The sequence below is a fragment of the Stenotrophomonas sp. YJH_SMC_17 genome, assembly GCF_059371655.1.
This window is the reverse complement of the sequence record NZ_JCAFUU010000004.1, coordinates 32,269-56,809: the sequence shown is the minus strand read 5'-3', so window position 1 is coordinate 56,809 and position 24,541 is coordinate 32,269. Positions and strand designations below refer to the sequence as shown.

23 protein-coding genes are annotated in these 24,541 nt (G+C 66.7%); 6 read left to right on the top strand and 17 right to left on the bottom strand.

Annotated features, from left to right (window positions below; translation table 11 throughout):
- Positions 1 to 69: 69 nt before the first annotated feature.
- The 11 genes from AC5P8Z_RS12945 to AC5P8Z_RS12895 form a co-directional block, all read right to left on the bottom strand.
- Positions 70 to 342 carry a hypothetical protein gene (locus AC5P8Z_RS12945; protein WP_065198604.1) on the bottom strand — a complete coding sequence of 91 codons (273 nt, stop codon included), beginning with the start codon at positions 340 to 342 and terminating at the stop codon, positions 70 to 72.
- Positions 343 to 641: 299 nt separating this feature from the next.
- On the bottom strand, positions 642 to 2,678 hold the full coding sequence (gene fusA, locus AC5P8Z_RS12940; protein ID WP_495229200.1) for an elongation factor G: 2,037 nt from the start codon (positions 2,676 to 2,678) through the stop codon (positions 642 to 644).
- A 442-nt stretch (positions 2,679 to 3,120) separates the two neighbouring features.
- Entirely contained in the window at positions 3,121 to 3,879 is a 759-nt protein-coding gene (locus AC5P8Z_RS12935; protein ID WP_495229199.1) for a hypothetical protein, read from the bottom strand.
- 215 nt (positions 3,880 to 4,094) lie between these two features.
- The gene (locus tag AC5P8Z_RS12930) at positions 4,095 to 4,679 is read right to left on the bottom strand and encodes a hypothetical protein (RefSeq protein ID WP_495229198.1); all 585 of its coding nucleotides are present in this window, start codon (positions 4,677 to 4,679) and stop codon (positions 4,095 to 4,097) included.
- Positions 4,680 to 4,708: 29 nt separating this feature from the next.
- Positions 4,709 to 5,332: a hypothetical protein gene (locus AC5P8Z_RS12925; RefSeq protein WP_495229197.1), complete on the bottom strand. Its 624-nt coding sequence runs from the start codon at positions 5,330 to 5,332 to the stop codon at positions 4,709 to 4,711.
- 149 nt (positions 5,333 to 5,481) lie between these two features.
- Positions 5,482 to 5,823, bottom strand: a complete 342-nt coding sequence (locus AC5P8Z_RS12920; RefSeq protein ID WP_495229196.1) for a hypothetical protein — start codon at positions 5,821 to 5,823, stop codon at positions 5,482 to 5,484.
- Positions 5,824 to 5,853: 30 nt separating this feature from the next.
- Entirely contained in the window at positions 5,854 to 6,615 is a 762-nt protein-coding gene (locus AC5P8Z_RS12915) for a heme ABC transporter ATP-binding protein (RefSeq protein ID WP_495229195.1), read from the bottom strand.
- The gene (locus tag AC5P8Z_RS12910; protein ID WP_286071937.1) at positions 6,612 to 7,655 is read right to left on the bottom strand and encodes a FecCD family ABC transporter permease; all 1,044 of its coding nucleotides are present in this window, start codon (positions 7,653 to 7,655) and stop codon (positions 6,612 to 6,614) included. The genes AC5P8Z_RS12915 and AC5P8Z_RS12910 overlap by 4 nt, the downstream gene beginning before the upstream one ends.
- A complete protein-coding gene (locus tag AC5P8Z_RS12905) occupies positions 7,652 to 8,698 on the bottom strand; it encodes a heme/hemin ABC transporter substrate-binding protein (RefSeq protein WP_495229194.1) in 1,047 nt (348 codons plus the stop codon). Before AC5P8Z_RS12905 ends, AC5P8Z_RS12910 begins: the two co-directional genes overlap by 4 nt.
- A gap of 51 nt (positions 8,699 to 8,749) precedes the next feature.
- Positions 8,750 to 10,126 carry a YncE family protein gene (locus tag AC5P8Z_RS12900; protein ID WP_495229193.1) on the bottom strand — a complete coding sequence of 459 codons (1,377 nt, stop codon included), beginning with the start codon at positions 10,124 to 10,126 and terminating at the stop codon, positions 8,750 to 8,752.
- 122 nt (positions 10,127 to 10,248) lie between these two features.
- Entirely contained in the window at positions 10,249 to 11,277 is a 1,029-nt protein-coding gene (locus AC5P8Z_RS12895) for an alpha/beta hydrolase (protein WP_495229192.1), read from the bottom strand.
- A gap of 280 nt (positions 11,278 to 11,557) precedes the next feature.
- Between AC5P8Z_RS12895 and AC5P8Z_RS12890 the strand changes: the two genes are divergently transcribed.
- The gene (locus AC5P8Z_RS12890; protein WP_286071933.1) at positions 11,558 to 11,932 is read left to right on the top strand and encodes a hypothetical protein; all 375 of its coding nucleotides are present in this window, start codon (positions 11,558 to 11,560) and stop codon (positions 11,930 to 11,932) included.
- A gap of 73 nt (positions 11,933 to 12,005) precedes the next feature.
- Here the strand turns inward: AC5P8Z_RS12890 and AC5P8Z_RS12885 are convergent, their stop codons facing one another.
- From AC5P8Z_RS12885 to AC5P8Z_RS12865, 5 genes are all read right to left on the bottom strand, one after another.
- Positions 12,006 to 12,395 (bottom strand): DUF805 domain-containing protein, encoded by a 390-nt coding sequence (locus AC5P8Z_RS12885; protein ID WP_286071932.1) that lies wholly within the window; start codon positions 12,393 to 12,395, stop codon positions 12,006 to 12,008.
- A 155-nt stretch (positions 12,396 to 12,550) separates the two neighbouring features.
- On the bottom strand, positions 12,551 to 13,828 hold the full coding sequence (locus tag AC5P8Z_RS12880; protein ID WP_286071931.1) for a replication-associated recombination protein A: 1,278 nt from the start codon (positions 13,826 to 13,828) through the stop codon (positions 12,551 to 12,553).
- A gap of 141 nt (positions 13,829 to 13,969) precedes the next feature.
- Positions 13,970 to 14,608 carry an outer membrane lipoprotein periplasmic chaperone LolA gene (gene lolA, locus AC5P8Z_RS12875; protein ID WP_295569148.1) on the bottom strand — a complete coding sequence of 213 codons (639 nt, stop codon included), beginning with the start codon at positions 14,606 to 14,608 and terminating at the stop codon, positions 13,970 to 13,972.
- Between the two features lie 111 nt (positions 14,609 to 14,719).
- Positions 14,720 to 16,663 carry a DUF3857 domain-containing protein gene (locus AC5P8Z_RS12870; RefSeq protein WP_495229191.1) on the bottom strand — a complete coding sequence of 648 codons (1,944 nt, stop codon included), beginning with the start codon at positions 16,661 to 16,663 and terminating at the stop codon, positions 14,720 to 14,722.
- A gap of 38 nt (positions 16,664 to 16,701) precedes the next feature.
- On the bottom strand, positions 16,702 to 19,062 hold the full coding sequence (locus AC5P8Z_RS12865; RefSeq protein WP_111202643.1) for a DNA translocase FtsK: 2,361 nt from the start codon (positions 19,060 to 19,062) through the stop codon (positions 16,702 to 16,704).
- Positions 19,063 to 19,295: 233 nt separating this feature from the next.
- Here AC5P8Z_RS12865 and trxB point away from each other — a divergent pair, with 233 nt between their 5' ends.
- Together trxB and AC5P8Z_RS12855 are read left to right on the top strand one after the other, a co-directional pair.
- On the top strand, positions 19,296 to 20,267 hold the full coding sequence (trxB, locus tag AC5P8Z_RS12860; protein WP_495229190.1) for a thioredoxin-disulfide reductase: 972 nt from the start codon (positions 19,296 to 19,298) through the stop codon (positions 20,265 to 20,267).
- Positions 20,268 to 20,368: 101 nt separating this feature from the next.
- Positions 20,369 to 21,520, top strand: a complete 1,152-nt coding sequence (locus tag AC5P8Z_RS12855) for a GNAT family N-acetyltransferase (protein WP_495229189.1) — start codon at positions 20,369 to 20,371, stop codon at positions 21,518 to 21,520.
- Between the two features lie 44 nt (positions 21,521 to 21,564).
- Here the strand turns inward: AC5P8Z_RS12855 and AC5P8Z_RS12850 are convergent, their stop codons facing one another.
- Positions 21,565 to 22,833, bottom strand: coding sequence for a hypothetical protein (locus AC5P8Z_RS12850; protein ID WP_286071925.1), 1,269 nt, complete (start codon positions 22,831 to 22,833; stop codon positions 21,565 to 21,567).
- Positions 22,834 to 22,905: 72 nt separating this feature from the next.
- Between AC5P8Z_RS12850 and aat the strand changes: the two genes are divergently transcribed.
- The 3 genes from aat to AC5P8Z_RS12835 all read left to right on the top strand — a co-directional run bounded on the left by aat (position 22,906) and on the right by AC5P8Z_RS12835 (position 24,531).
- On the top strand, positions 22,906 to 23,646 hold the full coding sequence (aat, locus tag AC5P8Z_RS12845; protein WP_495229359.1) for a leucyl/phenylalanyl-tRNA--protein transferase: 741 nt from the start codon (positions 22,906 to 22,908) through the stop codon (positions 23,644 to 23,646).
- Positions 23,647 to 23,732: 86 nt separating this feature from the next.
- Positions 23,733 to 23,951 (top strand): translation initiation factor IF-1, encoded by a 219-nt coding sequence (infA, locus tag AC5P8Z_RS12840; RefSeq protein ID WP_005409596.1) that lies wholly within the window; start codon positions 23,733 to 23,735, stop codon positions 23,949 to 23,951.
- Between the two features lie 202 nt (positions 23,952 to 24,153).
- Entirely contained in the window at positions 24,154 to 24,531 is a 378-nt protein-coding gene (locus AC5P8Z_RS12835) for a hypothetical protein (protein WP_286071924.1), read from the top strand.
- Positions 24,532 to 24,541: the final 10 nt, after the last annotated feature.

Here is a 24,541-nt window from a genome sequence, read left to right as displayed (position 1 = left end):
CGCCAGCGGGAACAACCTGAATCCCGCATTATCAACAAGCTCGATGACAACGGCCACCCCATCGATGTCCTATTTGAGCTGCAGGGGGTACCGCTGCCAGAGCACGTGGACCAGGAACCCGGCCAGTTCAGTGTCGCGGGCACTGATCGCCGCGCGGATCTTGTCCAGCAGCACCATGTCCGAACAGGAGCGCACATCGGCGTGGTTGGCCTGCCCCGCCCGGCGCGCGCGGTAGCGTGCGGCCCGCTGCGCATCACTCATGGCGTACCCGAACTTGGGCGGACGACCGCGCTTTCGCGGCAGGGTCAGCTCCAGGGTTCCGGGGTCTTTGTCATCACGCATGAGAGGGGTGCGGGCGGCGGCAAGCAACGGGGGGTGCGCAATTTATCGTGAGGCATCACTTTAATCCAGCTTTTTCTGCAGTTTTGTTGCGGTGCAGTGCAACTACATCCACGCATGGCGTGGATCGACTGAAGCGCCGGCAACCCGAGCGACCCATGGATGCTGCATCACGCGGATGTACACGCCTCGTTCCACGCCACGCGCAACGAGGCCCGCTGGATCTGCGGCATGCGTGGATACGGAACGCCCTCAACGCTCACAGAAAAGGGGAGCCCGCGAACGAGCTCCCCCTGCCTTCCTCATGCAACCCGCACCGGCTCGTACCCATGCAGGTGCGCTTCGCTGCTGGCCCGTCCCTGGCTGAGCGAACGCAGCGAGGTCGTGTAACCCACCAGCTGCGCCAGCGGTGCGAAGCCACTGACCTCGGCGCGACCTTCCTGGTCGTCGATGCGGGTGATGCGGCCGTGGCGGCGGTTGAGGTCGCCAACGACGTCCCCCACCGATGCCGACGGCGAATGCACCGTCACCGCCATCACCGGCTCCAGCAGCTGCGTGCCACCTTCGGCCAGCGCCGCCTTGATCGCCTCGGCGCCTGCTCGATGGAACGCCATCTCCGAAGAGTCCTTGGCATGGGTCTGGCCATCGACCAGGCTGACCTCGATACCGACGACCGGATGACCCTGCGGCCCTTCCGACAGCGCAGCACGTACGCCCTTCTCCACCGCGGCGATGAAGCTGCGCGGCACCACGCCACCAACGATGCGGTCGTTGAACACCACCTGGTCGTCCTCGCGGGGCGATACATCCAGCACCACGTGCGCGAACTGGCCCTGGCCGCCGGTCTGCTTGACCAGCCGCCCGACCACACCGGTCATCGCACGCATCGGCGTCTCCTGGTAGGCGACGCGCGGCGCACCCACGCCCACGTCGACCTTCCACTCGCTGCGCAGGCGCTCGACCATCACCTCCAGGTGCAGCTCGCCCATGCCCCAGACCAGGGTCTCCGCCGTGTCGCGGTCGGTTTCCACGCGGAACGAGGGATCTTCCTGGGCCAGGCTGGCCAGCCCCTGCGCCATCCGGATCAGGTCAACCGCACGCGCCGGCTCCAGCCGCCAGGCCAGTACCGGCGCCTGTGCCTGGATGTTCTCCAGGCGCAGCGGCTGCACACGGCCGCTCAGCGTTTCACCGCTGACCGCATCCTTCCAGCCCAGCACCGCCACGATGTCGCCGGCCACGGCCTGCTCGATGTCGTGGGTCTGGTCGGCCTGCACCCTCACCAGCCGGCTGACACGCCGGCCCTGCGGATGCTGCGAGCTGGCCACGGCATCGCCCACCGTCAAGGTGCCCGAGTACAGCCGCACGAAGCTGAGAGCGCCGTGCTGCTGATGAGTGATCTTGAACAGCAGGCCGGCCAGCGGACCGTCCGGATCCGGCGGCAGCACCACCTCGCCGCGCTCGCTTTCAGCGGTCACGGCAGGCCGGTCCAACGGCGACGGCAGGTAATCGACCACGGCATCCAGCAGCGTCTCGATGCCCTTGTCCTTGAACGCGGCACCAGCCAGCACGGGCACGCCCGCACCCGCCAGCGTCGCCCGGCGGATCGCCGCACGCAGCTGCTCGGCATCGATCACGCGCCCCTCCAGCCAGGCATCGGCCAGAAGATCATCGTGGTCGGCCACGGCTTCGACCAACGCATCGCGTCGCGACTGCCACGCCGCGCGCAGCGTGTCGTCCCAGGGCGTGATTGCGGTCGCAGCACCGTCCTGCCAGTGCAGCACCCGCTCATCGACCAGATCGACCCAGCCGTTGAACGTGCTTTCGCTGCCCAGCGGTACGCCCAGCGCCCACGACCGCGCCTGCAGTTTGTCCTGCAACTGCTCCAGCACGCGCTCGAACGACGCGCCGACGCGGTCCATCTTGTTGACGAAGGCGATCAACGGCACGCGATGGCGGCGCGCCTGGCGCCACACGGTCTCCGACTGGGGCTGCACACCGTCCACCGCTGAGAACACGGCCACGGCGCCGTCGAGCACGCGCAGCGAACGCTCGACTTCAATGGCGAAGTCGATGTGGCCGGGCGTATCGATCAGGGTCAGCCGATGCGGCGGCAGGTCGCGCGGCGCCCACTGCGCCTGCACGGCGGCCGCGCCGATGGTGATGCCACGTTCGCGCTCGATCGCCGAGAAGTCGGTGGTTGCGTTGCCGTCGTGTACTTCGCCGACACGATGGATCTCGCCGCTTTTCCACAGCAGGCGTTCGGTCAGCGTGGTCTTGCCGGCGTCGATGTGGGCGATGATGCCAAGGTTGCGACGGCGGGAAAGGACTTGAGTGTTCATGAAAGGATTCCTGCAAAGCCAACTTCGGGGGCCGCGCACCCCGGTTGGCGACAGGGTGCGCGGCTAGCGTTCGGTCTCGGCGATCTGGTGCATGGCACGTTCTCCTTTGCAGTGCTGGGTAGAGTCGACTGGGTAGAGTCGACTGTTAGTCGACTTCCGGGAAAGCAGAAACGAAAAGAGCGCCCCGGGGGGCGCTCTGTCGAAGGTCCAGCGATGGCCGTTTCAACGGCCTCGTGGGGCTCCAGGCAGACACGCCCGTTCCGCGCTTGCGCGGGTCAGGGTGAAAAACTTCAGGAGCGGCATCCGGTTCATGGGGCGCATTCTAGACCTGCCAATCTGGCGCGCAAGTAAATATTGCACACATAAATAGAACGATGAGACCAGCAAAGATCGGGATCAGATCCCTTTGCCTCTGGCAAACGGATCTGGCCCCTCTCAGCCCTTATTTGCAGCCGTGCAGCTTGCGCGCCTCGGCCACCGTCGCAGCCTGGTCATCGCCCATCGAGATCCAGCCCTTCAGCGACATGGCCGGATCCACATGCGGCTGCCGCGCGCCACCGTGGACCACCACTTCGGTCCAGCTGCCCACCGGCGCCAGTTCGGACAAGCGTGCCGCCTGGTCGTCCTCGGTGCTGAACATGTCGTCAGGGCCTGCCGGCGGCGTGGTATTCACGGTTTCCGTCTTGCGGGTCCGGACCCGAAGCGCACCGTCCGGCAGCCGCTGGGTGATCACCTCGTATCGCTCAACACCATACGCCCAGCTGTTCTCGCCAACGCTGCGGGTCTCGCTACCATCATCAGCCACGGTCACCCTCTCCCCAGCCGGTCCTACAACGCCCGCGACAGCCCCCAAGCCGGACATCAGCGCCTGATAGACGATCATCTGCCGCTGCTCGGTGGTCAACGCTCCGGCCTTGAGCTTGGCGGCGGGAATCTGCAGGTACGCCGCTTCACTGCACAGCACCAGCACCTGCTGGTCGTCCCAACGCACCGACATTTCCTCGTTGGCGAAGTACTGCGTCTTCATCGACGTCACAGCCGCACCGTCGCCATTGGAATGCCGGGTCTCGATCAGCGAGGCGTTCTCGGCCGCGTCGGTCAGCGAAACCTGAGAAGTCGACGCTGCATTGGCGGCAAATGCGGAAAAAACGGCCGATGCGAACAGCAACGTCCGTGAAAGACCTAAAGCGGAGGGCAACATTGAATCAGTCCATTGAATGTAATTGGCGCCGAATGATACAGCGACCGGATGGCGCGACCTATCAGTCAACAAGTGCCCGGATGATCCACAGCTCCGAGACCCAACCAAAGACCGGCAAGCTTGAACGTTGAGATCACGAGTACTTCTCTGGATGTTGCATGTAGTCCCAGTTCCCCGGCAGCTGATCTCTGATGGAAGGGGGGCGCGCAACAGCCTCATGGCGTTGGCTGGGCTTCCTGCGGCAATGCTATCCCGTTACCCGTCTCAACTTTCTTGTTTGCCGCAACTGCAAGCGCGCGCACGAACGGGAACTTCTCCAACAGCCACGGGTATTCCGCCGCCACCATTGCGCGGGCCTCGGCCTCCCTGTCCGTGACCTGGATCATGTCGGCCGGTGTGCCGCTGCGCGGATGCCGTTCCAGTTCCAGTTCCGGGTGCATGCCCACCCGGATCTGGCCGATGTAGTTCAACTTGCCGGGCTCGATGGTGAAGCTGTAGGCCTCGGCTTCGGGCACAGCCAGCCCCGTCTGGCCCACGGCAATCCAGCCGATGTAGTAGCGACCGGCCTTGACCCGCCGTGTCTTGATGCCCGGCTCGCAGGTGGTCACGCTGCTGAAGCGGTACAGGCCCAGTGCGCCCGTGGAGGGCGTGCCCGGCCGGTACAGCTGTACGAACCGGGTCCATCCCGCACACGCGGTGGTGGCGACCAGGATGCCCTCGTCGGCACCCAGCTTGGCGGTCGGCTTGATGTTCTCGATGCCGGCACTCACCGATGCCGGGAGCGCAAGTAGAGCGAGCATGCAGATCCACTTCATTGGAAACCTCCGGCTCAGCGGATGAACAGCGGTAGGGCCAGGATGCTGTCGCACGCCGGCGTGCAGCTGCGGAACTGCTCCGCGAGCATTTCGGCGCTCGGCGCGCCCGGCGCTGGTGTCGCCAGCCGGGCATGGAACGGATGGCGTTCCAGCAGCCAGGGCTGCGTCTGCTGCAACAGCCGTAACGACTCCGCCTCGCGATCGCGTACCGAGATCCAGGTCGGCCTTGAGTGCAGGCGGTCGAACAGTCCAGAGACCACAACCTCACCGATGTAGGTCGTCTCGCCTGCGTGCACGTCGAGCGTCAGCGCTTCGTCTTCGGGCACCGCCCCGACGTATCCATAACCGTGTTCGGTCAGGTAGCCTACATAGTGGCGCCCGGCCTTGGCGCGGATGGCGGCCAGACCGGCCCTGCAGCCGAACTCGAATTCGCCGCGCAGGTCAGCCAACGGCGACGTCGACCGCGTGCCGCTGGCAAGAATCGTGATCAGCCGGATATTGCTGGTGGCGCAGTTCACCGACATCACCACGTAGCCCTCGTCCGCGGCCAGTGGAACATCCGGTCGTGCCTTCAGCGTCGCGCACCCACCCAGCACCGTCGCGAGCGCTGCCGCGACCACCCACGAAATCCCTTTCATTGTGCTTGCCCCCTGGTCCCGGCGGAGCATACGGGATCCGCTGCCGCTGCGCCATTGAGCGGCCTGATGCCGCGGCCAGCAGCGCCTTGTCCGGAGTTCCGCATGGAAACGCCGCTGACAACCCGCACCGAACTGCGGCCAGTCACATTTCAGCGCGCGGTCCGACAGGACGGCAGTGAGGTGGGCGAAGCGGAGAACATCGAGCGGGCGGCCACGCGTAGACGCTCCGGGCATAAACGGGTCTGCTTCGTGGATGCAATCAAGCGCACCCGCGCGGACAAGATCAGAATGCCCAGGGCGGATGCTTCCGAGCCGATGGCACAGCTGTCCGGCGCCCAGCCCTCCCCAGGGGCAGTCTGCATCGCCACCGCACTGGGGAGCGTGGTGCGGAAGGTGCACGGACGGGTGAACGCGATCCTGCGCTTGACCCCGCCGCGCCGGGCTTCGCGGTCTTCCAGGCTCACCTGCAGAGTCACGTACATCGCGCTCATGGCCTGATTCAGCGCGACGCCCTCACACGGTCACGTGACCACCACCAGCGGCACGCCACGGCGCGGATGCTCCAGCACCACTACATCCTGCTGGTAGACCCGCTGCAGGTTCTCTTCGGTCAGCACCTGCAACGGCGTGCCATCGGCCGCCACCCTGCCCTGTTCCAGCAGCACGATGCGGTCGGCATAGCCTGCGGCCAGATTCAGGTCGTGCAGCACCACGATCACGCAGGCACCGGCTTCGGCACAGGCACGCACACTGCGCAGCGTGCGCTCCTGGTGGCGAAGATCCAGCGCGGCCGTCGGCTCGTCGAGCAGCAGCAGCGGCGTGTCCTGTGCCAGTACGCGCGCGAACGTGGTTCGGGCCGATTCGCCACCGGAGAGCTGCTGCACCTCGCGCAGGCGCAGCGCCTGCAGCTCGGCGGCATCGATTGCCGCTGCCACCTGGGTGTCATCCACCACCGGATCCGGCGGATGCGGCAACCGTCCCATCGCCACCACTTCTTCCACGCTGAAGGCAAAGCGTACGCCGTGCTCCTGTGGCATCACCGCGCGCTCGCGTGCCAGCGGTCCCGCCTTGTAGTTGGCGAGCGGCTTGCCCAGCAGGCTTACCTGCCCCGCATCAGCGCGCAGGTCTCCGGCCGCAACCGCCAGCAAAGTGGATTTGCCTGCACCATTCGGGCCAACCAGCGCGGTCACCGTACCCGGCTCGAACGCCAGCGAGATGCCATGCAGGATCTCGCGCTGCTGGCGGCGAACCACTACCTCGTGCAACGTCAACAGCACGCTCATGGCGCCGCCTTGCGGCGCTGCTGCAGCACCAGCCAGAGGAAGAACGGCGCACCCAGCGCGGCCGAGAACAGGCCCAGCGGAATCTCCGCCGGCGGATCCAGCGTGCGGGCAGCAGTATCTGCCACCACGATCAGCAGCGCACCGAGCAGGCCGGACAACGGCAGCAGCCAGCGATGGCCAGGCCCAACCAGCAGGCGCGCCACGTGCGGCACCACCAGGCCCACGAAACTGATCGACCCAGCGAATGCCACCGCCGCACCCACCAGCAGCGCGCTGAACGCCACCAGGCGACGGCGCGTGCGGGTGACATCCAGCCCGAGGTGCTGCGCCTGGCGTTCGCCCAGCGCCAGCATGTCCAGCGGCGTGGCCAGCCGCTGCAGCGCGACCACGCCAATCGCAAACAACGGCACCACCGCCGCCACGTCGGCCCAGTTGGCGCGTGCCAGCGAGCCCATCTGCCAGAACACCAGCGATTGCAGTTCGCTTTCGCTGGCGATGTAAGTAAGGAACCCGATCAGCGCCGAGCAGAACGCCGCCATCGCAATGCCGACCAGCAGCAGCGTGGCGTTGCCCGCGCCCTTGCCGGGCCGGGCCAACGCATACGTCAGCCCGATCGCCAGCGCACCGCCGGCGAACGCCGCGACAGGCACCAGCCAGCCCGCCGCACCCGCAGCGCCAAGCACGATGGCGGCCACCGCCCCGAGCGCAGCGCCCTGGCTGACACCCACGATGCCCGGATCCGCCAGCGGGTTGCCGAACAAGCCCTGCAGGCTGGCGCCGGCCATCGCCAACGACGCGCCCACCATCGCGCCCAGCAGGGCGCGCGGAATACGCAACTGCCAGACCACGGCCAGGTCGCGGCTGCTGACTGCCTGCGGATCCAGCAGACCCAGCTTCACCGCCAGCGCCTGCACCACCTCCAGCGGCGGCAGCCGCAGCGGGCCCACGGCGAACGAGGCCAGCACCGCACCCAGCAGTGCCAGCAACGCCACCAGCAACATCGCCCGACCGCGACGGCGGCGCCGATCCGCCGGACTCATGCCTTCGGCAACGCCGCCAGGGCCTTGGCCAGCGCAAGCGCCCCAGCACCGGAACCGACACTGGTGTACTTCAGCTGCACATCCGGCATCACCCAGACCCGGTCGGCCTGCCCGGCCGGGGTCTGCTTCAGCGTCGGGTACGCCTTCCACAGGCCCTCGGCACCGCCGAACAGCTGCAGGTCATGCTCGGTCACCAGGATGACCTCCGGTGCGGCCGCAACCACGCCCTCATTGCTCAGCTGCGAGTAGTTCTTCACCCCGGCCTCGGTGCCGATGTTGACGCCGCCGGCCAGTGCGATCAGCTGCGCCGACGCGCTGTCGGCACCGGCAACGGTCGGCGAGCCACCGGCACCCGTTGCCGAAACGTGGATCACGCGTGGCGCATGGTCCAGGCTCTTGCCAATCGCTGCAGCCTCGTCCAGCTGACGCTGCACCTGGGTGGCCAGCGCCTGCCCTGCCTCGGCCAGCCCAAGTGCGGCGGCCACCTTGCGCACCTTCTCCGGTGCCGGCTGCAGGTCATCGATGACCACGGCCGGCTCGCCCACTTCGCGCAGCTTCTTTGCCAGTTCGGTATGCCGACGCAGGCTGTTGCCGAGGAACAGCGAGCCCTTCAGGCTCAGCACGCCTTCCACACCCGTGGTGCGGTTGAACAGGAACTGGTGCGGCGCGGCGAGGCCGGCCTGGGTAGTGGTGTTGGTCGGCGCAGCGAACACCTGCTTGCCCAGGCCCAGCGCCTCGATCACCGCGATGACATCGTCGCCACCGGCAATGATCCGGCGGGTGTCGGCCACTTCGACGTCGGCGCCATCATCGGAATGCACCTTGGCTGGCAGCACGACCTTCTGGTCGTACACCGCCGGCAGGCTGGCACCGGCCACGCGCTGCCAGCCTGCCGGTAACACGGTTTCCGCAGCCGACGCTGCGGCCGAGGGCCCGGCAGGCTTCGCAGCATCCGAAGGCACCGAGGGTCCGCCACAGGCAGCCAGCGCCAGCGAAACAGCCAGCGGAAGCGCACACAGGCGCAGACGGGACGCGATGTTCATGGAGGTTCTCCTTGCTGGCAGGGCGACGTGCACGCCGCCCCGCCGGGTGACTTACTGCTTCGGGGTGATGCGGGTGATGCGGTCACCCTTGGGGTCTTCGGCACCGCGCGACTTGTTCACCGCGAACACGTTGCCCTTGCCATCGGCGCGGACATGGTTCGGCAGCGTGCCGCCATCGAGGTTGGCAACCACCTTGCCGTCGCCATTCACGACGGTGACGGTGCCTGCGCCGCGGTTGCTGACATAGGCCAGGCCGGAGGCATCATCGAAAGCGACGTTCAGCGCACCGGCGCCCACCGGCACGTCGTGCAGCACCTTGCCGGCGGCCACGTCGACGATCAGCAGATTGTCGGTGCCCTGCGAGGCCACGTACAGGCGGTTGCGCGCCGCATCGAAGGCCACGCCGGAGGCGCTGATCGAATTACCCAGGTCGATGACCTTCTCGACCTTGCCGCTGGCCACATCGATCACCGCCGCTTCCGGGCTGCCGATACTGACGGTGAACAGCTTGCCGCCCTTCTCATCCAGCACCAGGCTCATCGGGGTGAACTTGCAGTCATCCACGCCGGATTCCAGCGTCACCTGCGGCAGTTCCTTGAAGGTCTTCGCGTCGAACACCGACAGGTGATCCTCACCCGTGGCGGAGGCGAACACCTTGCCGTGGGTGCCGTCCACCACCACGTCGCGCGCATGCGGCACGGCATCGACCGGGAACTGGTGGACCAGCGACAGGTCCTTCTGGCGATAGACCGCAATCGAATTCTGGCGGGTATTGGTCACCCACACATTGCCATTGGTGTCATCCACGCCCACACCGTAGACCGCGTACACCGCACCGTTGGTGCTGCCCGGCACCTGCGCCGGGGTGATCGCCTTGGTTACCTTCAGGGTCTTCGGGTCCAGCTTCAGCAGCTGCGACTGGGTCACCGGCGGGCGGCCAACGGCCGAGGTGACGAACACGGCATTGCTGGCCGCGCTGTAGGCGGACTGGTACAGGCCCGGCACCAGCTTGTTGGACTGGGTGGTGAACTGCGCCTGGCCGGACAGCGGCAGCTGCGGCGATACACGCAGCTTCAGCACCGTGGCCGCGGCCGGCTGGCTCGCGCGCACCACCACCGGGTGGGTGCCCGGCACCGCGTCGGTCGGAATGCTCAGCTGGGTCTTGAAATTGCCATCGGCGTCGACCACCACCGGCTGCGCGTTGAGCACGCTGTCGCCACGCAGCAGGCTGACCTTCTGGCCTGGCACGAAGCCACGGCCGACCACGTCGGCGGTGCTGCCCGGAACCACGTTCTCACCGCGTGAGACGACTTCGCCCTTGAAGGTGGCGTTGGCCGGTTGGTCGAACACCGGTTGTGCGGTGGCGGTCACCGCCAGCAACAGGCCGGCGGCGAGAGAGGTGAGACGGAAAGACGGACGGAACGACATGGAAGGCTCCTTGCACACGTAGGCCGCGCCACGTGGCGCGGGATTCATCGGTTGCCTGGGCCGCTGCACGTCGGCAGCCTCGCCTGGGTAGTGGGGTCGCACGGCATTGCGTGCGAGGCGATTCATTCGGCGGTGCTGTCACCGCCATTGGCGGCGCCGTCGGCGGCACTGCGATCGGTCACGCCGTACAGTTCGTGCAGCGCCGCGTGGAACGAGGCCGGCAGCATCGGGCCGTGGCCCAGCCCCTCGAACTCGCGGTACTGCACGCTCAGTCCCGGCACCCTGGCCAGCCGCTCGGACAACTGCATGGCTGCATCCGGCGTGGCACCGCCAATGCGGCGCAGGTGCGCGACCACGCGCGGATTGTTCATGTCGCGCTTGCCGCGATCACCAACGCGCTCGGCACCGCCGAGCATCAGCCACAGCTTCGCCGGCTGGCCATGCACGTTCTGCACGAACTGCTGCTCCGGGTCGCCCAGCGCAGCGCCCTGGCTCCACCACAGCGACGGGCTGGCGGCCAGATAGCACTGGAACGCGGCAGCACGGGTGTACAGCGCATTGAGCACGAACAGGCCGCCCAGCGAGTGGCCCCACAGCGCTTGCTGCTGCGCATCGATGCGTGCGCGGCGCTCAACTTCCGGCTTGATGCGGCGCTCGATCACATCGAGGAAGGCCGCTGCACCGCCGCCGACTGCCTGCGTGCTGCCGCTCTCATCGTCGGCGCGGTCGATCCACGCGGTGTAGTCACGGGTGCGCGCCTTCGAATCGATGCGCAGATCGTTGTCGTAGCCGATCAGCACCAGCACCGGCGGCGCCTTGCGCGCGGCCAGCTCGGCCAGGATCGGCTGGTCCAGCACCATCGCCACGGCATTGCCATCCAGCGCGTACAGCACCGGCAGCGGCGTCTTGCCGGCCTTGGCCGGGATCGCCACATTCACCCGCCAGCGGCGTTGCTGGTCGGGGCTGTCCACCACGAACTGCTCGAAGCGATAGCTGGCCGCAGGCTCGTCGAGCACGGTGTGGCCGATCTTCTGCAGCGGATTGCGCTGCTGCGCATGGGCGTACGGGGTGGCCAGGAGCAGACCCATCATCAAGGCGGCCAGGCCGCGGGCCAGCGGACCACGGCACGAAAGCGGGACGAAATGCTTCATCAGCGGCGGCAGGAGCGGCCCACGGCCGCCGGTTCACAAGGGACCGCAGTCTACCTTAAACGCGAATGATTATCACATCGAACAAACGTCACACTATGTATCACGCGCGCGCACGGCCAGTTGCACCAGAGGCGGCAATTCCCCTATTTTGCCGGCCACCGGGGCATTGGATCGCCCCACTTCCAGCGCAGCCATGGACGGCGGAGACGTTGCCGCCGGCCGGGCGCGTTCATCGCGCCACGACCGCCATGGGATCGGATCCCATGATTGTGAGACCCCCTTGAAGCACACCGCACTGATCGCCCTTACCCTCAGCCTGCTTGCACCGCTGGCCGCGCACGCCGCGCAGGATCTGCCCTCGCTCTACCAGGCCTTTGAAGAGGCCGGCAATTCGACCCTGAGCATGGAAGAACTCAACCAGACGGTGACCTTCACCGCGGTGGCGCTGGGCGTTTCCAGCAACCTGGCGGGCGAACCGCTCATTGAGGCCGGCGATGACCAGGGCAATGTCCTGGCCCGGCTGACCACCTCCGATGAGCAGCAGGCCGCCAAGCTGGGCGCCCTGGAAGAAGGTGCCATCTTCACCGCCAGTTGCACGCTGCAGTTCAGCTCGGGCACCGATTACCTGTCCTTCGGTGATTGCACCATCAAGTAAAGATGAAGCCGGCAAAATGCCGGCTTCATTTCTTTGCCGCTATAGCGTCGAGCCATGCTCGACTCATGCATCATCACGGCCCCGTAGGCACCGGACCGTAAGCGTTCTCCTGCGGCGTGCCCGGCAGCAGCGCGAAGATCAGGATCACGATGCCACCGCCTGGCACCAATGCCAGCAGGTACAGCCAGCCCGACTGGTTGCAGTCGTGCAGGCGGCGCACGGTCACCGCGATCAGCGGCACGATCGTGGCCAGCCACATCACGCCGAGCAGCACCATCATGCCGATCAGGATGCCCGCCAGTGCATCAGCGTTGTTGCGCAGCAAGATGGCCAGCACACCCGCGAGCAGCATCACCGCGGTTGCGACCAGGAACAGGAACAGCTGGTACATCCAGTACTCGCGGCGGTTGGCGCGGCCTTCGAACTGGGCATAGCGCTTCAACGGCAGAATCATTTCCTGCACGGCATCGATCCTTGAAAAGAGAAGCCGCGCAGTGTGCCAAAGACCGGCGCCGGGGACAATGTGGAACCGAGCCATGCTCGGCTGCTGCTCAAAGAGGTACCTGCACGCCCATGCAGGAGCGGAGTCGAGCACAGCTCGACCCTACAGAAGCCTGGTCAGCGCCCCTTCGCGGCCCGCGCAGCCTCGCGCTCGGCGCGCAACCGATCCAGCTTTTCCTTCAGCTTGATTTCCAGACCGCGCGGCACCGGGTTGTAGTACACCCGCTCGCCCATCGCATCCGGGAAGCCGGTCTGATCCAGCGCGATGCCACCCTCTGCATCGTGGTCGTACTGGTACTCGGCACCGTAGCCAAGCTCCTTCATCAGCTTGGTCGGCGCATTGCGCAGGTGCAGCGGCACTTCTTCGGTGCCACTTTCGCGTACATCGGCCTTGGCCTGGTTGAACGCCGCATAGCCTGCGTTCGACTTCGCGGTGCTGGCCAGGTACAGCACAAGCTGGGCGAAGGCGAGTTCGCCTTCCGGGCTGCCCAACCTTTCGTAGATGTCCCAGGCTTCCAGCGCCATGCTCTGCGCGCGCGGATCGGCCAGGCCGATATCCTCGATCGCCATGCGGGTCAACCGGCGCGCCAGATAGGACGGATCGCAACCGCCATCGAGCATGCGGGTCAGCCAGTACAGCGCGGCATCAGGATTGGAGCTGCGTACCGACTTGTGCAGCGCCGAGATCTGGTCATAGAACTGCTCGCCGCCCTTATCGAAACGGCGGGTGCGGTCGGCCAGCACCTGGGTCAGGGTCTCCGGCGTGATGCGCCCGCCCTCCCCGCCTGCCAGCTCGGCGGCGATTTCCAGCAGGGTCAGCGCACGCCGCACGTCACCATCGGCGGCGGTAGCGATTTCCAGCAACAGCTCTGGCGCGACCTCGATGTCCTCGTCGCCCAGGCCCCGCTCGCGGTCACCCAGTGCACGCTGCAACGCCTCGACGATATCGGTCGGCGAGACCGCTTCCAGCACATGCACGCGACAACGCGACAGCAGCGCCGAGTTCAGTTCGAACGATGGATTTTCAGTAGTGGCGCCAACGAACAGGATGGTGCCGCGTTCAATGTGCGGCAGGAACGCATCCTGCTGCGCCTTGTTGAAGCGATGCACCTCGTCCACGAACAGCACGGTGCGACGGCCTTCGGCGAAGCGCTGCGCCGCCTCGGCCAGCACTTGGCGCACTTCCGGCAACCCGGACAGCACCGCGGAGATGGCACGGAATTCAGCGTCGGAGTACTCGGCCAGCAGCAGCGCCAGCGTGGTCTTGCCGCAGCCGGGCGGCCCCCACAGGATCATCGAATGCACGCGACCGGATTCGACCGCGCGACGCAGCGCGCTATCCGGCGCCAGCAGGCGCTTCTGCCCGACCATTTCGTCGAGGGTGCGCGGACGCATGCGCTCGGCCAGCGGACGCAGGTGGTCCCGATCGACGCTCAGCAGATCGGGGCCAGGGAAGGAAGTTGAACGATGTCTTGCCACCTGCTCATTGTACCGCGCCGCCCAACGGTAGCGCCGGGCCAAGCCCGGCGTCCCGCATCAGTTGCCGATGACGTCGGTGCCCTTCGGCGGAGTGAAGCTGAAGGTGCCGGCCGCGAAGCCCGGGTTGCGCTTCCAGCCGCTGAAGCTGATCACGGTGCGCTGGCCCACGGCGTCGGTGATCTCCATCTTGGCCAGGCCCTGGGCGTTGAAGCCCAGCGCGGCGTACTGGAAGCTGGCTTCGGTCTCGCGCTTCGGCGACAGCGACAGCCACTGCAGGCCATCGCGCTGTGCGGCCTCTTCGCTCACGTCGTACTGCTGCTCCAGCAACGCCGGGTTGATCAGTGCAGTCAGCGGGCTGTTCTGCTCTTCCTTGCCCTGCTCGCGCACGGTCGCCTGCTCCAGGTCTGGCTCGTACATCCAGACCTTCTTGCCATCGGCCACGATCAGCTGTTCGTGCGGGCGCACGTATTCCCAGCGGAACAGACGCGGCGCCGACAGCGCCACGCGGCCACTGGTCGATTCCTTCACCTTGCCGCGGCTGTCGAACACCTGCTGGCTGAACTGGCCATCCAGGCCCTTCAGGCCACTGGTGAAGGTCTTGAGGTCGTCGCGGGCGCCTGCCCAGGCGCTACCGGCGGCGGCGCAGGCCACGGCCAGGGTGGTGGTGGCAAGGAAACGGCGGAAGCGGACGTTCATGCGTAAATCCTGTGGGCGCGTGCGCCAGGAAAGGTGGTTGCCAGTGTGCCCGGGGAAAGATGAATGGGCGATCAGGGCGACATTATGCCGCCCTGATCGTCCATCGGCGATTCAGCCGCCCGATCCGGGCAGCTTGCCGTACAGCACCTGGCCGCGGAAGCCACGCCGCACTTCGCGATACAGCGCGCGGAACGCCGGATAGTCCTGCGGCTGGCACAGCGCCTCCGTTCCCCGCACCGCGTTCTGCAGCAGGCGGTGATGCGCGGTGACTTCCTGGCCCTCGCGGCTCCAGTCCACCCGGTACTCGCCGGCGGCATTGCTGAACCGCTGGCTCGCCGGGATGGCAATGATCGGTGCATTGGCCGGGAACTGCAGGCGATAGGTTTCCTCGCGAAGGCTGGCGTTGCAGTAGAACGGCGTTTCGTTGGCCGGCGCCGAGGCAGTGGCGTACAGGCCGCGCACCGACTCGCCGCCCGGCGGGTCCGGCACGGCCATGCCGCCGGCCACGCTGAAATCGGCGTAGTCCTCGGCCTGGAACGCCATGCGATAGCCGAAGGGCCGGGTCAGGTCGCCTGGCACGCCTTGGATCTGCAGCTGCCCTCGCCCATCGAAACCGGACGCGGCCATGATCTGCTCTTCAGCACGCGCACGGTTCTGCGCGTTGAGCTGCGAGAACTGCGCGCGCATGCCGATCTCCGCGTTCTCGCCCAGTTTCGGGGTGGTCTCGCCGCGCAGGTTGCCGTTGGCGTCGAAGGTGAAACGCACCTCCATCGAGGTGGCGTTGCGTTCGGGCGTGTTGGCCGGGGTGCGTGCCAGCGTGGCGTCGCGGGTGCGCATCACCGGCGCACCCAGGTCACCTTCCGGCAGCTGGCCGAAGCGCGCCCACGCGGTGGTCGAATCCAGGTACAGGTCGAATTCGGGAATGTAGGTGATGGCGTGGTTGAAGCGGCCCAGCACCGGGATCTTCGGCAGCGTCGGCCCGCCACCGGCACCGATCAGCACCGGCGAACTGGCGATGCCCTTGGCTGCCAGCAGCGCCTCCAGGATCGTCACATGGTCCTTGCAGTCGCCGTAGTGGTTGTCGAGGATGCTCTGCGCGCTGTTCGGTTCCAAACCGCCATTGCCCAGGTACACCGCCACATAGCGGATGTTCTGCGCCACCCAGCGGTAGAGCGCATCGGCCTGCTCGCGCCGGTCGCTGATCCCAGTGGTGATCTGGTCGGCCAGCACCTGCAGTTCCGGCGTGACCTGTGCCGCCGGGCCGGCCTTGCGCTGGTAGGCACGCCCCATCTGCGCCCAGTCACGATACGTGCTGGCCATGATGTTCGGGCCGAACTCCCAACCGGCGGCCGACCAGTTCTGGGCCGGCATCGCCTCACGCCGCTTGTAGCGCCAGCGCCACTGCGCCTGGCCGTTCTTCACTGTCGGGCGATCACTGCCCTGCACGCCGCGGCTGTCGACGAACATCGGCAGGTTGGCCGGCGCACTCAGGGTGACCTCGGCGTCCTCGTATTCGGTGAAGACATTGAACGTCTCCCACAGTCCGAAATAGCCCGGGAAGTACGGCGTCAGCTGGGTCCGGCGCACCTGGTAGTACAGCCGCGTGCCCGGCGCCAGGTTCGGGAACACGATCACCCGCACCTTGCGGTCGGCATACATCGCCGCCGAGGCGCTGGAGTAGCTTTCCTGGGTGTAGATGCGATCGGCCGGCACGTCGCGGCGCTGGCCGTCGGCGGTGATGGTGTAGGCGCCAAGCACCTCCAGGGTTTCCATCTTCTCGCTGTAGCTCAGCCGCACCTGGCTGAACTGCTCGACCGAGGCCTTGGTCTTGAGCAGCACTTCGTAGGTTTCGGTCTGTACATTGCCGGCATCCGGCCGCACCTGGTAGTCGGCGCGGTAACGGACAATGCTGAAATTGTTGCTGGCTTCGGTATCGCCGCTGGTGGAAGGCGGCGCCGTGGCGGGCGCGGAGGTGGCGGCATCTGCCAGTGCCGGGCTGGCAGCCACGAAGGCTGCCAGTGCCAGCGCCAGCGCGCTTGGGACGGGATGAAGCATGCGTCGGTTCCTTGGACGTCGCGGGGATACGTCGGGCCTTACTTCGGCGGCGGCGGTGCCAGCACCGTGCGGTCGCCGTTGTGCTCGGGCGGGCTGACCACGCCGGCCGCTTCCATGGCCTCGATCAGTCGCGCTGCACGGTTGTAGCCGATCTTCAGCCGGCGCTGCACGCCGGAAATCGAGGCACGGCGCGTCTCGGTGACCACCCGCAGTGCTTCGTCATACAACGGGTCGGACTCGTCGCCGGACGAACTGTTCTCCGGCAGGCCGGTGGCGCCCACGACCACGCCGTCGCCCATCGTCTGCACTTCGTCCAGCACGCCGTCGACATAGTCGGCCGGGCCCATCGCCTTGAGGTGCTCGACCACGCGATGCACTTCATCGTCGGACACGAACGCGCCATGCACGCGTTCGGGCAGCGCGGTGCCCGGCGGCAGGTACAGCATGTCGCCGTGGCCGAGCAGGGTTTCCGCGCCGGACTGGTCGAGGATGGTGCGCGAGTCGATCTTGGAGCTGACCTGGAAGGCGATGCGGGTCGGGATGTTGGCCTTGATCAGGCCGGTGATCACGTCCACCGATGGGCGCTGCGTAGCCAGGATCAGGTGGATGCCGGCCGCACGCGCCTTCTGTGCCAGGCGCGCGATCAGCTCTTCCACCTTCTTGCCGACGATCATCATCATGTCGGCGAATTCGTCGATGAAGATGACGATGAACGGCAGCGTCTCCAGCGGGCGCGGCGCCTCGCCCAATTCGGGGTTCGGCTTGAACAGCGGGTCCATCAGCGGCTGGCCGGCGTCCTGGGCTTCCTTCACCTTCTTGTTGAAGCCGGCCAGGTTGCGCACGCCCACCGCGCTCATCAGCTTGTAGCGGCGCTCCATCTCGGCCACGCACCAGCGCAGGCCGTTGGCGGCCTCCTTCATGTCGGTGACCACCGGCGCCAGCAGGTGCGGGATACCCTGGTAGACGCTCAGTTCGAGCATCTTCGGGTCGATCATGAGCATCCGCAGGTCTTTCGGCGAGGCCTTGAACAACAGGCTCAGGACCATCGCATTGACCGCCACCGACTTGCCCGAGCCGGTGGTGCCGGCCACCAGCAGATGCGGCATGCGCGCCAGGTCGGCCACCGTCGGGCGACCCGCGATGTCCTTGCCCAGCGCCAGGGTCAACACGCTGGCCGACTTGTCATATTCCTTCGAGCGCAGCAGCTCGGACAGGAAGATCATCTCGCGGGTGACGTTGGGAATTTCCAGGCCGATCACTGACTTGCCCGGAATGACATCGACCACGCGCACCGACTTCACCGACAAGCCGCGCGCGATGTCCTTGTCCAGCGAACTGATCTGGCTGACCTTGATGCCCGGTGCCGGCTCGATCTCGAAGCGGGTGATGACCGGGCCGGGATTGGCGCCGACCACCTGCGCATCGATGCGGAAGTCCTTCAGCTTGAACTCGATCTGCCGCGACAGGGTCTCCAGCGTCTCTTCGTCGTAGCCCTTGGGCTGCGGCTTGGGATCATCCAGCAGCGCCAGCGGCGGCAGGTCCGAGCCATCGCCGTTGACGCCGCGGAACATCGGAATCTGGGTGTCGCGCTTGGCCCGATCGCTCTTCTCGATCACCGGTTCCGGGCGCGGCTCGATCTTCACCGGCTCGCGCTTGGCGCGCACCTCGGCGTCGGCCTTGCGCACTTCCTGGCGCTCCTCGCGCATCACCCGGGTCTGTTTCCACTCGGTGACTTCTTCCTTCTTGCGCTCCAGCAGCGGCGCCAGCGACATCACGCCACGGCCGATCTTCTCCATCACCGTAAACCAGGACAGCCCGGTGGCCAGGGTGATCGAGGCCAGCAGCAGCACCAGCACGAACAGGTTCGCGCCCAGCGCGCCGAAGCCCACCGTCAGCGAGTTGCCCACCAGCTTGCCGAGGATGCCGCCGGCACTGGAAACATCGCCACTGAACAGGCGCACGTGCAGGAAGCCGGTACCGGCGATCAGGAAGCCGACCAGGCCGACCAGGCGCAGCGCCGGGTCCAGGTCATTCTCGCCCTTGCTCTCACGCTTGAGGCCGAACATGGCGATCCAGGCCAGCGCGCCCAGTACGACGGGCAGCAGGAAGGCGATGTAACCGAACAACTGCAGCAGCACGTCGGCGATCCAGGCGCCGGCGCGGCCTCCCAGGTTATGCACCGGCGCGACGACGCTGCCGGTGTGCGACCAGCCCGGATCGGTTGCTGAATAGGTGAAAAGACTGGCCGCCAGATAGAGCAGCGCCGGCGCGATGGCGATCAGGCCCAGGTCGCGCCAGAGGCGCTGGCGGCGTGGATTATCGGTCGCCGCCGCTGCGGCCGTGCGACGTGACGCCTTGCTGTCGTCGGACTTGGAGCGTTCGGGGACCTGCTTCGCCACCTTAGACCATACCTTTGGAATGCACTGTTAGTGATTGATAATAAATGAGACGGCGTCAGTTTTCAGTTATGCGACATCTGACAGAGTCTGCGGAGGGCCGGAATCACCACTGGATGACGGCGTTCCGTTCATCGGCTTGAATCGCCCTGCCCCAGCCGCCACTCTATGACCAGCCACGGATGCTGCGCAAACATCGCCAGCGCCTTGTCCCATCTACCTTTTCGCGAGTCTACATGAGCACCAGCCTGCCCTCCCGCCACCAGCGTCTCGTCATCCTCGGTTCCGGCCCGGCCGGCTGGACCGCCGCCGTCTACGCTGCCCGCGCCAACCTGAAGCCGGTCGTCATCACCGGCCTGCAGCAGGGTGGCCAGCTGATGACCACCACCGAGGTGGACAACTGGCCCGGTGACGCCCACGGCCTGATGGGCCCGGACCTGATGGCACGCATGCAGGCCCACGCCGAGCGTTTCGAGACCGAGGTCATCTTCGACCACATCCACACCGCTGATGTGTCCCAGCGCCCGTTCAAGCTGATCGGAGACAGCCACGAGTACACCTGTGACGCGCTGATCATCGCCACCGGCGCCACCGCCAAGTATCTGGGCATCCCGACCGAAGAGGCCTTCAAGGGCCGCGGCGTCTCCGCCTGCGCCACCTGTGACGGCTTCTTCTACCGTGACCAGGACGTGGTCGTGGTGGGTGGCGGCAACACCGCCGTGGAAGAGGCCCTGTACCTGTCCAACATCGCCCGCAAGGTCTACCTGGTCCACCGCCGCGACACCCTGAAGGCGGAAAAGATCATGCAGGACAAGCTGTTCAAGAAGGTGGCCGAAGGCAAGATCGAGACCGTCTGGCATCACCAGGTGGAGGAAGTGCTGGGCAACGACGCCGGCGTGACCGGCGTGCGCGTGAAGTCCACCCTGAATGGCAGCACCCGCGACATCGACGCCCACGGCTTCTTCGTGGCCATTGGCCACCACCCGAACACCACCCTGTTCGACGGCCAGCTGGCGATGAACAACGGCTACCTGGAGATCCGCTCAGGCCTGGGCGGCAACGCCACCCAGACCTCGGTGGAAGGCGTGTTCGCCGCCGGCGACGTGGCCGACCAGCATTACCGCCAGGCGATCACCTCGGCCGGCTTCGGCTGCATGGCCGCGCTGGACGCCGAGCGCTTCCTGGATGCCGAAGGCAAGGCAAGCTGAAGCGCTGATCCTGCTCAGTAGCGTCGAGCCATGCTCGACTCGAACAAAAGGCCGACGCCAATGCGTCGGCCTTTTCGTTTCATCTGCCCTATCCTTCCCCCATGCCCTCCACCCGCTTCCTCGACTCCCTGCAGTCCATTGCCGCCACCGACTGGGACGCCCTGCACGACGGCCGCAACCCCTTCGTCAGCCACGCCTTCCTCTCTGGCCTGGAACGACATGGCTGCCTGCGCGAGGATTGGGGCTGGCAGCCTCAGCACTTCACCCAATGGGACGGCGACACCCTGGTCGGCGCCATTCCCGGCTACCTGAAGACCAATTCGCACGGCGAGTTCGTGTTCGACCATGCCTGGGCCAACGCCTATGCGCGCCACGGCCGCGACTACTACCCGAAGTGGCTGGGCGCGGTGCCGTACTCACCGGTCACCGGACCGCGCCTGCTGGCCCGTCACGATTCAGGGCGCGTCGCGCTGCTGTCGGCATTGCGCGAGGCACTGCCCGCGCTGCACGTATCCTCGGCCCATATCAACTTCCACACCGCCAGCGATGAGGCCCTGTTCGGTGACGACTGGCTGCTGCGCGAGGACGTGCAGTTCCAATGGCAGAACGCGGGTGACTGGGCCACGTTCGAGCAGTTCCTCGGCGCGATGGACCACAAGCACCGCAAGAACATCCGCCAGGAACGGGCCAAGGTCACCCGCCAGGGCATCACCTTCCGCGTGGTGCACGGCGACGAGGCCAGTCGCGCCGATCTGCAGGCGATGTACCGCTTCTACCTGCAGACCTTCCTCGAATACGGCAACGCCCCGGCGCTGACCGAGGTCTTCCTGCGCCATCTGGCCATTTCATTGGGTCGCGGGCTGGTGCTGTTCCTCGCCGAGCAGGAAGGCCAGCCAATCGCCGGAGCGCTCTGCCTGCGTGGCGGCGACACGCTCTACGGCCGCTACTGGGGTGGCGCCACCCTGCCCGGGCTGCACTTCGAAGCCTGCTACTACCAAGGCATCGAGTACTGCCTGCGCGAAGGCCTCAGCCGTTTCGAGCCGGGTGCGCAGGGCGAGCACAAGCTTGCGCGGGGCTTTCTGCCGACGCTGGTGCGCAGCCGGCACTGGGTGGCTGATGCGGACTTTGCAGAAGCGCTGCATGACTGGTGCCGGCAGGAGCGGCGGGATGTGCGCCGCTATCAGCAGGAACTGCAGGGGCATGGGCCGTTCCGCGAGCGTGCCGACCAGGGCGGGCACCTACCAGAGCAATAGGCCCAAGGTTGGCACCTGCCAGAGCGATGCCGGGTACGCTGCGCTCAGGTGCATTGCCAGAAGTGCCCGCTCACCCGGCACTTCGCACACCAGAACGTGTAGAGCATGCCGCCACTGCCCCATAGCAGCGCGCCTCCACCGGTGGTCGGCAGCGTCGAATCCAGCTGCATCACGAAGGGCATCTCCTCACCGCAATCGATGCACGCCGGATACCAGGCACTCTGCACCCAGCTCGGTGCGCCGCCCACGCGCGACAGGTTCTGCCGATGGTTGGACTGGCCCCAGTCCTGTTGCTGCCAGCGCGCGCTGTCCAGGGCGACCAGGCCCACTTCGGCACGCATCAGGTCACCGCTGTCAGTGGGCGTGGCCGGCACCTCCAGGCGCTGGCTGGGGTGGCAGCTGGGCAGGCCGCTGACATCGTGGCGATAGAAACGCACGGGCGGATCTTCCCAACCGCAGCAGTCCAGGCACAGGCCCAGCGTGATCTCGCCGGCCGCGCCCGGTTGAAGCGCGGCAGCATCGGTTCGCAGCAGGCGCTGCAGCGGCGCATGGCAGCTGCCACAGAGCGCTTCCAGCCGCCCACCCATCTGACCGGCATGGCGCACCTGCCCGCTGCTCCAGGTCGGGTGCAGACGCCAGATGCGCCTGCGCCAGCTCGGCTCGTCGGCCTGCTGCGCACGATGCTGCTCACGACCGAAGCGGATGTGCAGCGGCCGCTCCCCATGCAGGCGCCGCGGCTGCCGTCCGTCGGCGACGCCTGCCCAGTGCGCCCAGACCTCGGCATCAAGCCGTCCCCAGTCGACCATGTAGCCGCGGGCAACGCCGTACGTCTCTGGCAGGGTCGCAAGCAGCAACGCTCTGGCTCGCGCCATTTCGCGATCGTCATCGGCTTCGGACAGGATGCGCGCCCACTGCGCGGCAATGGCGGAGGGCAGGTCCCGCCATACCTGCGAAGCCAGCTGCAGCTCATCCTCACGGGTGACCGCCAGCAGTGCCTCCCAGTCGTCCTGCAGCAGCTGCGGCGCCTGATAGCTGGCGAATTCCATCACGCTGGCCACCAGCTCGCCGCGCTCGCCATCACGGTAGCGACGCCAGGCCTCGGCACAGACCGGCGCTACCGCTTCGTCGGGCAGCAGATCCAGCGCCATGTCGAGAAACGCCGAGCCGGGTGAACGCCGGGCAAGCGCCAGCAGCATCAGCGCACCGAGCTGGAACGGCTGCTCAGTGGCCAGCGCCAGCAGCATGTTCTGGCTGTCGTTACGCGTGCACGGGGTGTCGTGCACATCGAGGATGGCGGTAATCGCGTCACTCATGCGTGGGCTCCTTGCCGTTGGACGCCGATGGTGCCAGACATCAACGATCACCACGACGAATACAATGGTGACATGACCCGCCAGCTGCCCTGGCGCCTGGCCGATGCGCCGGACGCGCCCTTCCCTCCGGCCGAGACCGCACTGCGCCAGCCCGATGGCCTGCTTGCAGTAGGCGGCGACCTGCATCCGGTGCGCCTGCTCAACGCGCATGCCGGAGGCATCTTCCCCTGGTTCAGCGAAGGCGAGCCGATCCTGTGGTGGTCGCCGGACCCCCGCATGGTGTTCCGCACCGAGGGCGTGCACCTGTCCAGTCGTTTCCGCCGCCAGCTACGTGGCTGCGACTGGGAGGTCACCGCCGACACCGCCTTCAGCCGCGTGATGCGTGCCTGCGCGGCGGCACCACGCCCCGGCCAGGACGGCACCTGGATCAGTCCGGCGATGGTCGAGGCCTACAGCCAGCTGCACGACCTCGGCTTTGCCCATTCCTTCGAGGTCTGGGACCGGCAGACGCTGGTCGGCGGCATCTATGGGGTGGCGATCGGATCGATGTTCTTCGGCGAAAGCATGTTCAGTGGCGCCAGCGGCGGCTCCAAGGTCGCCTTGGCCGCACTGGCTTCCACCCTGCGGGGCTGGGACTGGGAACTGATCGACGCCCAGGTGGAGAACCCACACCTGCTGCGGATGGGAGCCGAGCACCTGCCCCGTGCGCAATTCCTGGACCATGTGCGCCATGCCGTGCGCCGCGGGGGCCGTGAAGGCGCCTGGACCCAGGCCGTCGGACGCTTGCCAGCACGGCGTTTGGCCGAGGGTTAACGCAAACTTTGCAAGCTGGGCCGGTCACGCGTAAAATACTGCGCCTTAGGCCCAGCGTGGCCGTTTTCTGAACCGCACAGGACTACATGTCGAAAGACGATTCCATCGAGTTCGAGGGCACCGTCAGCGAGACGCTGCCGAACACCACTTTCCGCGTTCGTCTGGAAAATGGGCACGAAATCATCGCCCACATCTCCGGCCGCATGCGCAAGAACTACATCCGCATCCTTACCGGTGACCGGGTCAAGGTTGAAATGACCCCGTATGACCTGACCAAGGGTCGTATCACCTACCGCATGAAGTAAGCGGTCGGCGCCTGGCGCCACTTCGACAAGGCCAGCCCTGGTTGCTGGCCTTTTGTCATGCCCGCAATCCGGCCCTGCCGGAGGTCATCGTGACCGAACTCACCGTGGCATCGGTCAGCCCTGCTTGCGGCAGATTCGCATTCGCGGCAGCGGCGGCACCCTGGGATCCGGTCCAGTCCGGATCGTCGCCCCCTGCCCCGCCATGAACCTGCCCTCCCTGCTCATCCCCTTGGCCTTGTCTGCCACCACCCTGCTGGCGTCGCCTGCCCATGCCGCCGACACCACACCAGCGCAGTGCGTGCCACTGTCGGGCGAACAGCAGATCGTTCGCGCCGGTGCCGACAGGAACATCCTGCTTCGCTCCGGTGTAGACCACTATGTCGTGCATTTCCGCAGCAGCTGCCCGTCTGCCGTGCTGGCCACCCGCCTCGACTTCAAGACCGACGGGAAGGACGCGGGGGAACTGTGCGGCGAAGGCCGAAGCAAGCTGGAAACCGGTCGCCGCAGCTGCGAGGTCGCGCGCATCGAGCCGATCGATGCCGAGCAGTTCACACGGGAAGCACGCCGCCGCGGCCGCTGACGGCAGACAA

Coding starts and splice junctions, on each gene's coding strand:
- AC5P8Z_RS12945 (WP_065198604.1), bottom strand. CDS start 342: ATGCGTGATGACAAAGACCCCGGAACCCTGGAGCTGACCCTGCCGCGA.
- fusA (WP_495229200.1), bottom strand. CDS start 2,678: ATGAACACTCAAGTCCTTTCCCGCCGTCGCAACCTTGGCATCATCGCC.
- AC5P8Z_RS12935 (WP_495229199.1), bottom strand. CDS start 3,879: ATGTTGCCCTCCGCTTTAGGTCTTTCACGGACGTTGCTGTTCGCATCG.
- AC5P8Z_RS12930 (WP_495229198.1), bottom strand. CDS start 4,679: ATGCTCGCTCTACTTGCGCTCCCGGCATCGGTGAGTGCCGGCATCGAG.
- AC5P8Z_RS12925 (WP_495229197.1), bottom strand. CDS start 5,332: ATGAAAGGGATTTCGTGGGTGGTCGCGGCAGCGCTCGCGACGGTGCTG.
- AC5P8Z_RS12920 (WP_495229196.1), bottom strand. CDS start 5,823: ATGAGCGCGATGTACGTGACTCTGCAGGTGAGCCTGGAAGACCGCGAA.
- AC5P8Z_RS12915 (WP_495229195.1), bottom strand. CDS start 6,615: ATGAGCGTGCTGTTGACGTTGCACGAGGTAGTGGTTCGCCGCCAGCAG.
- AC5P8Z_RS12910 (WP_286071937.1), bottom strand. CDS start 7,655: ATGAGTCCGGCGGATCGGCGCCGCCGTCGCGGTCGGGCGATGTTGCTG.
- AC5P8Z_RS12905 (WP_495229194.1), bottom strand. CDS start 8,698: ATGAACATCGCGTCCCGTCTGCGCCTGTGTGCGCTTCCGCTGGCTGTT.
- AC5P8Z_RS12900 (WP_495229193.1), bottom strand. CDS start 10,126: ATGTCGTTCCGTCCGTCTTTCCGTCTCACCTCTCTCGCCGCCGGCCTG.
- AC5P8Z_RS12895 (WP_495229192.1), bottom strand. CDS start 11,277: ATGAAGCATTTCGTCCCGCTTTCGTGCCGTGGTCCGCTGGCCCGCGGC.
- AC5P8Z_RS12880 (WP_286071931.1), bottom strand. CDS start 13,828: ATGCGTCCGCGCACCCTCGACGAAATGGTCGGGCAGAAGCGCCTGCTG.
- lolA (WP_295569148.1), bottom strand. CDS start 14,608: ATGAACGTCCGCTTCCGCCGTTTCCTTGCCACCACCACCCTGGCCGTG.
- AC5P8Z_RS12870 (WP_495229191.1), bottom strand. CDS start 16,663: ATGCTTCATCCCGTCCCAAGCGCGCTGGCGCTGGCACTGGCAGCCTTC.
- trxB (WP_495229190.1), top strand. CDS start 19,296: ATGAGCACCAGCCTGCCCTCCCGCCACCAGCGTCTCGTCATCCTCGGT.
- AC5P8Z_RS12855 (WP_495229189.1), top strand. CDS start 20,369: ATGCCCTCCACCCGCTTCCTCGACTCCCTGCAGTCCATTGCCGCCACC.
- AC5P8Z_RS12850 (WP_286071925.1), bottom strand. CDS start 22,833: ATGAGTGACGCGATTACCGCCATCCTCGATGTGCACGACACCCCGTGC.
- aat (WP_495229359.1), top strand. CDS start 22,906: ATGACCCGCCAGCTGCCCTGGCGCCTGGCCGATGCGCCGGACGCGCCC.
- infA (WP_005409596.1), top strand. CDS start 23,733: ATGTCGAAAGACGATTCCATCGAGTTCGAGGGCACCGTCAGCGAGACG.
- AC5P8Z_RS12835 (WP_286071924.1), top strand. CDS start 24,154: ATGAACCTGCCCTCCCTGCTCATCCCCTTGGCCTTGTCTGCCACCACC.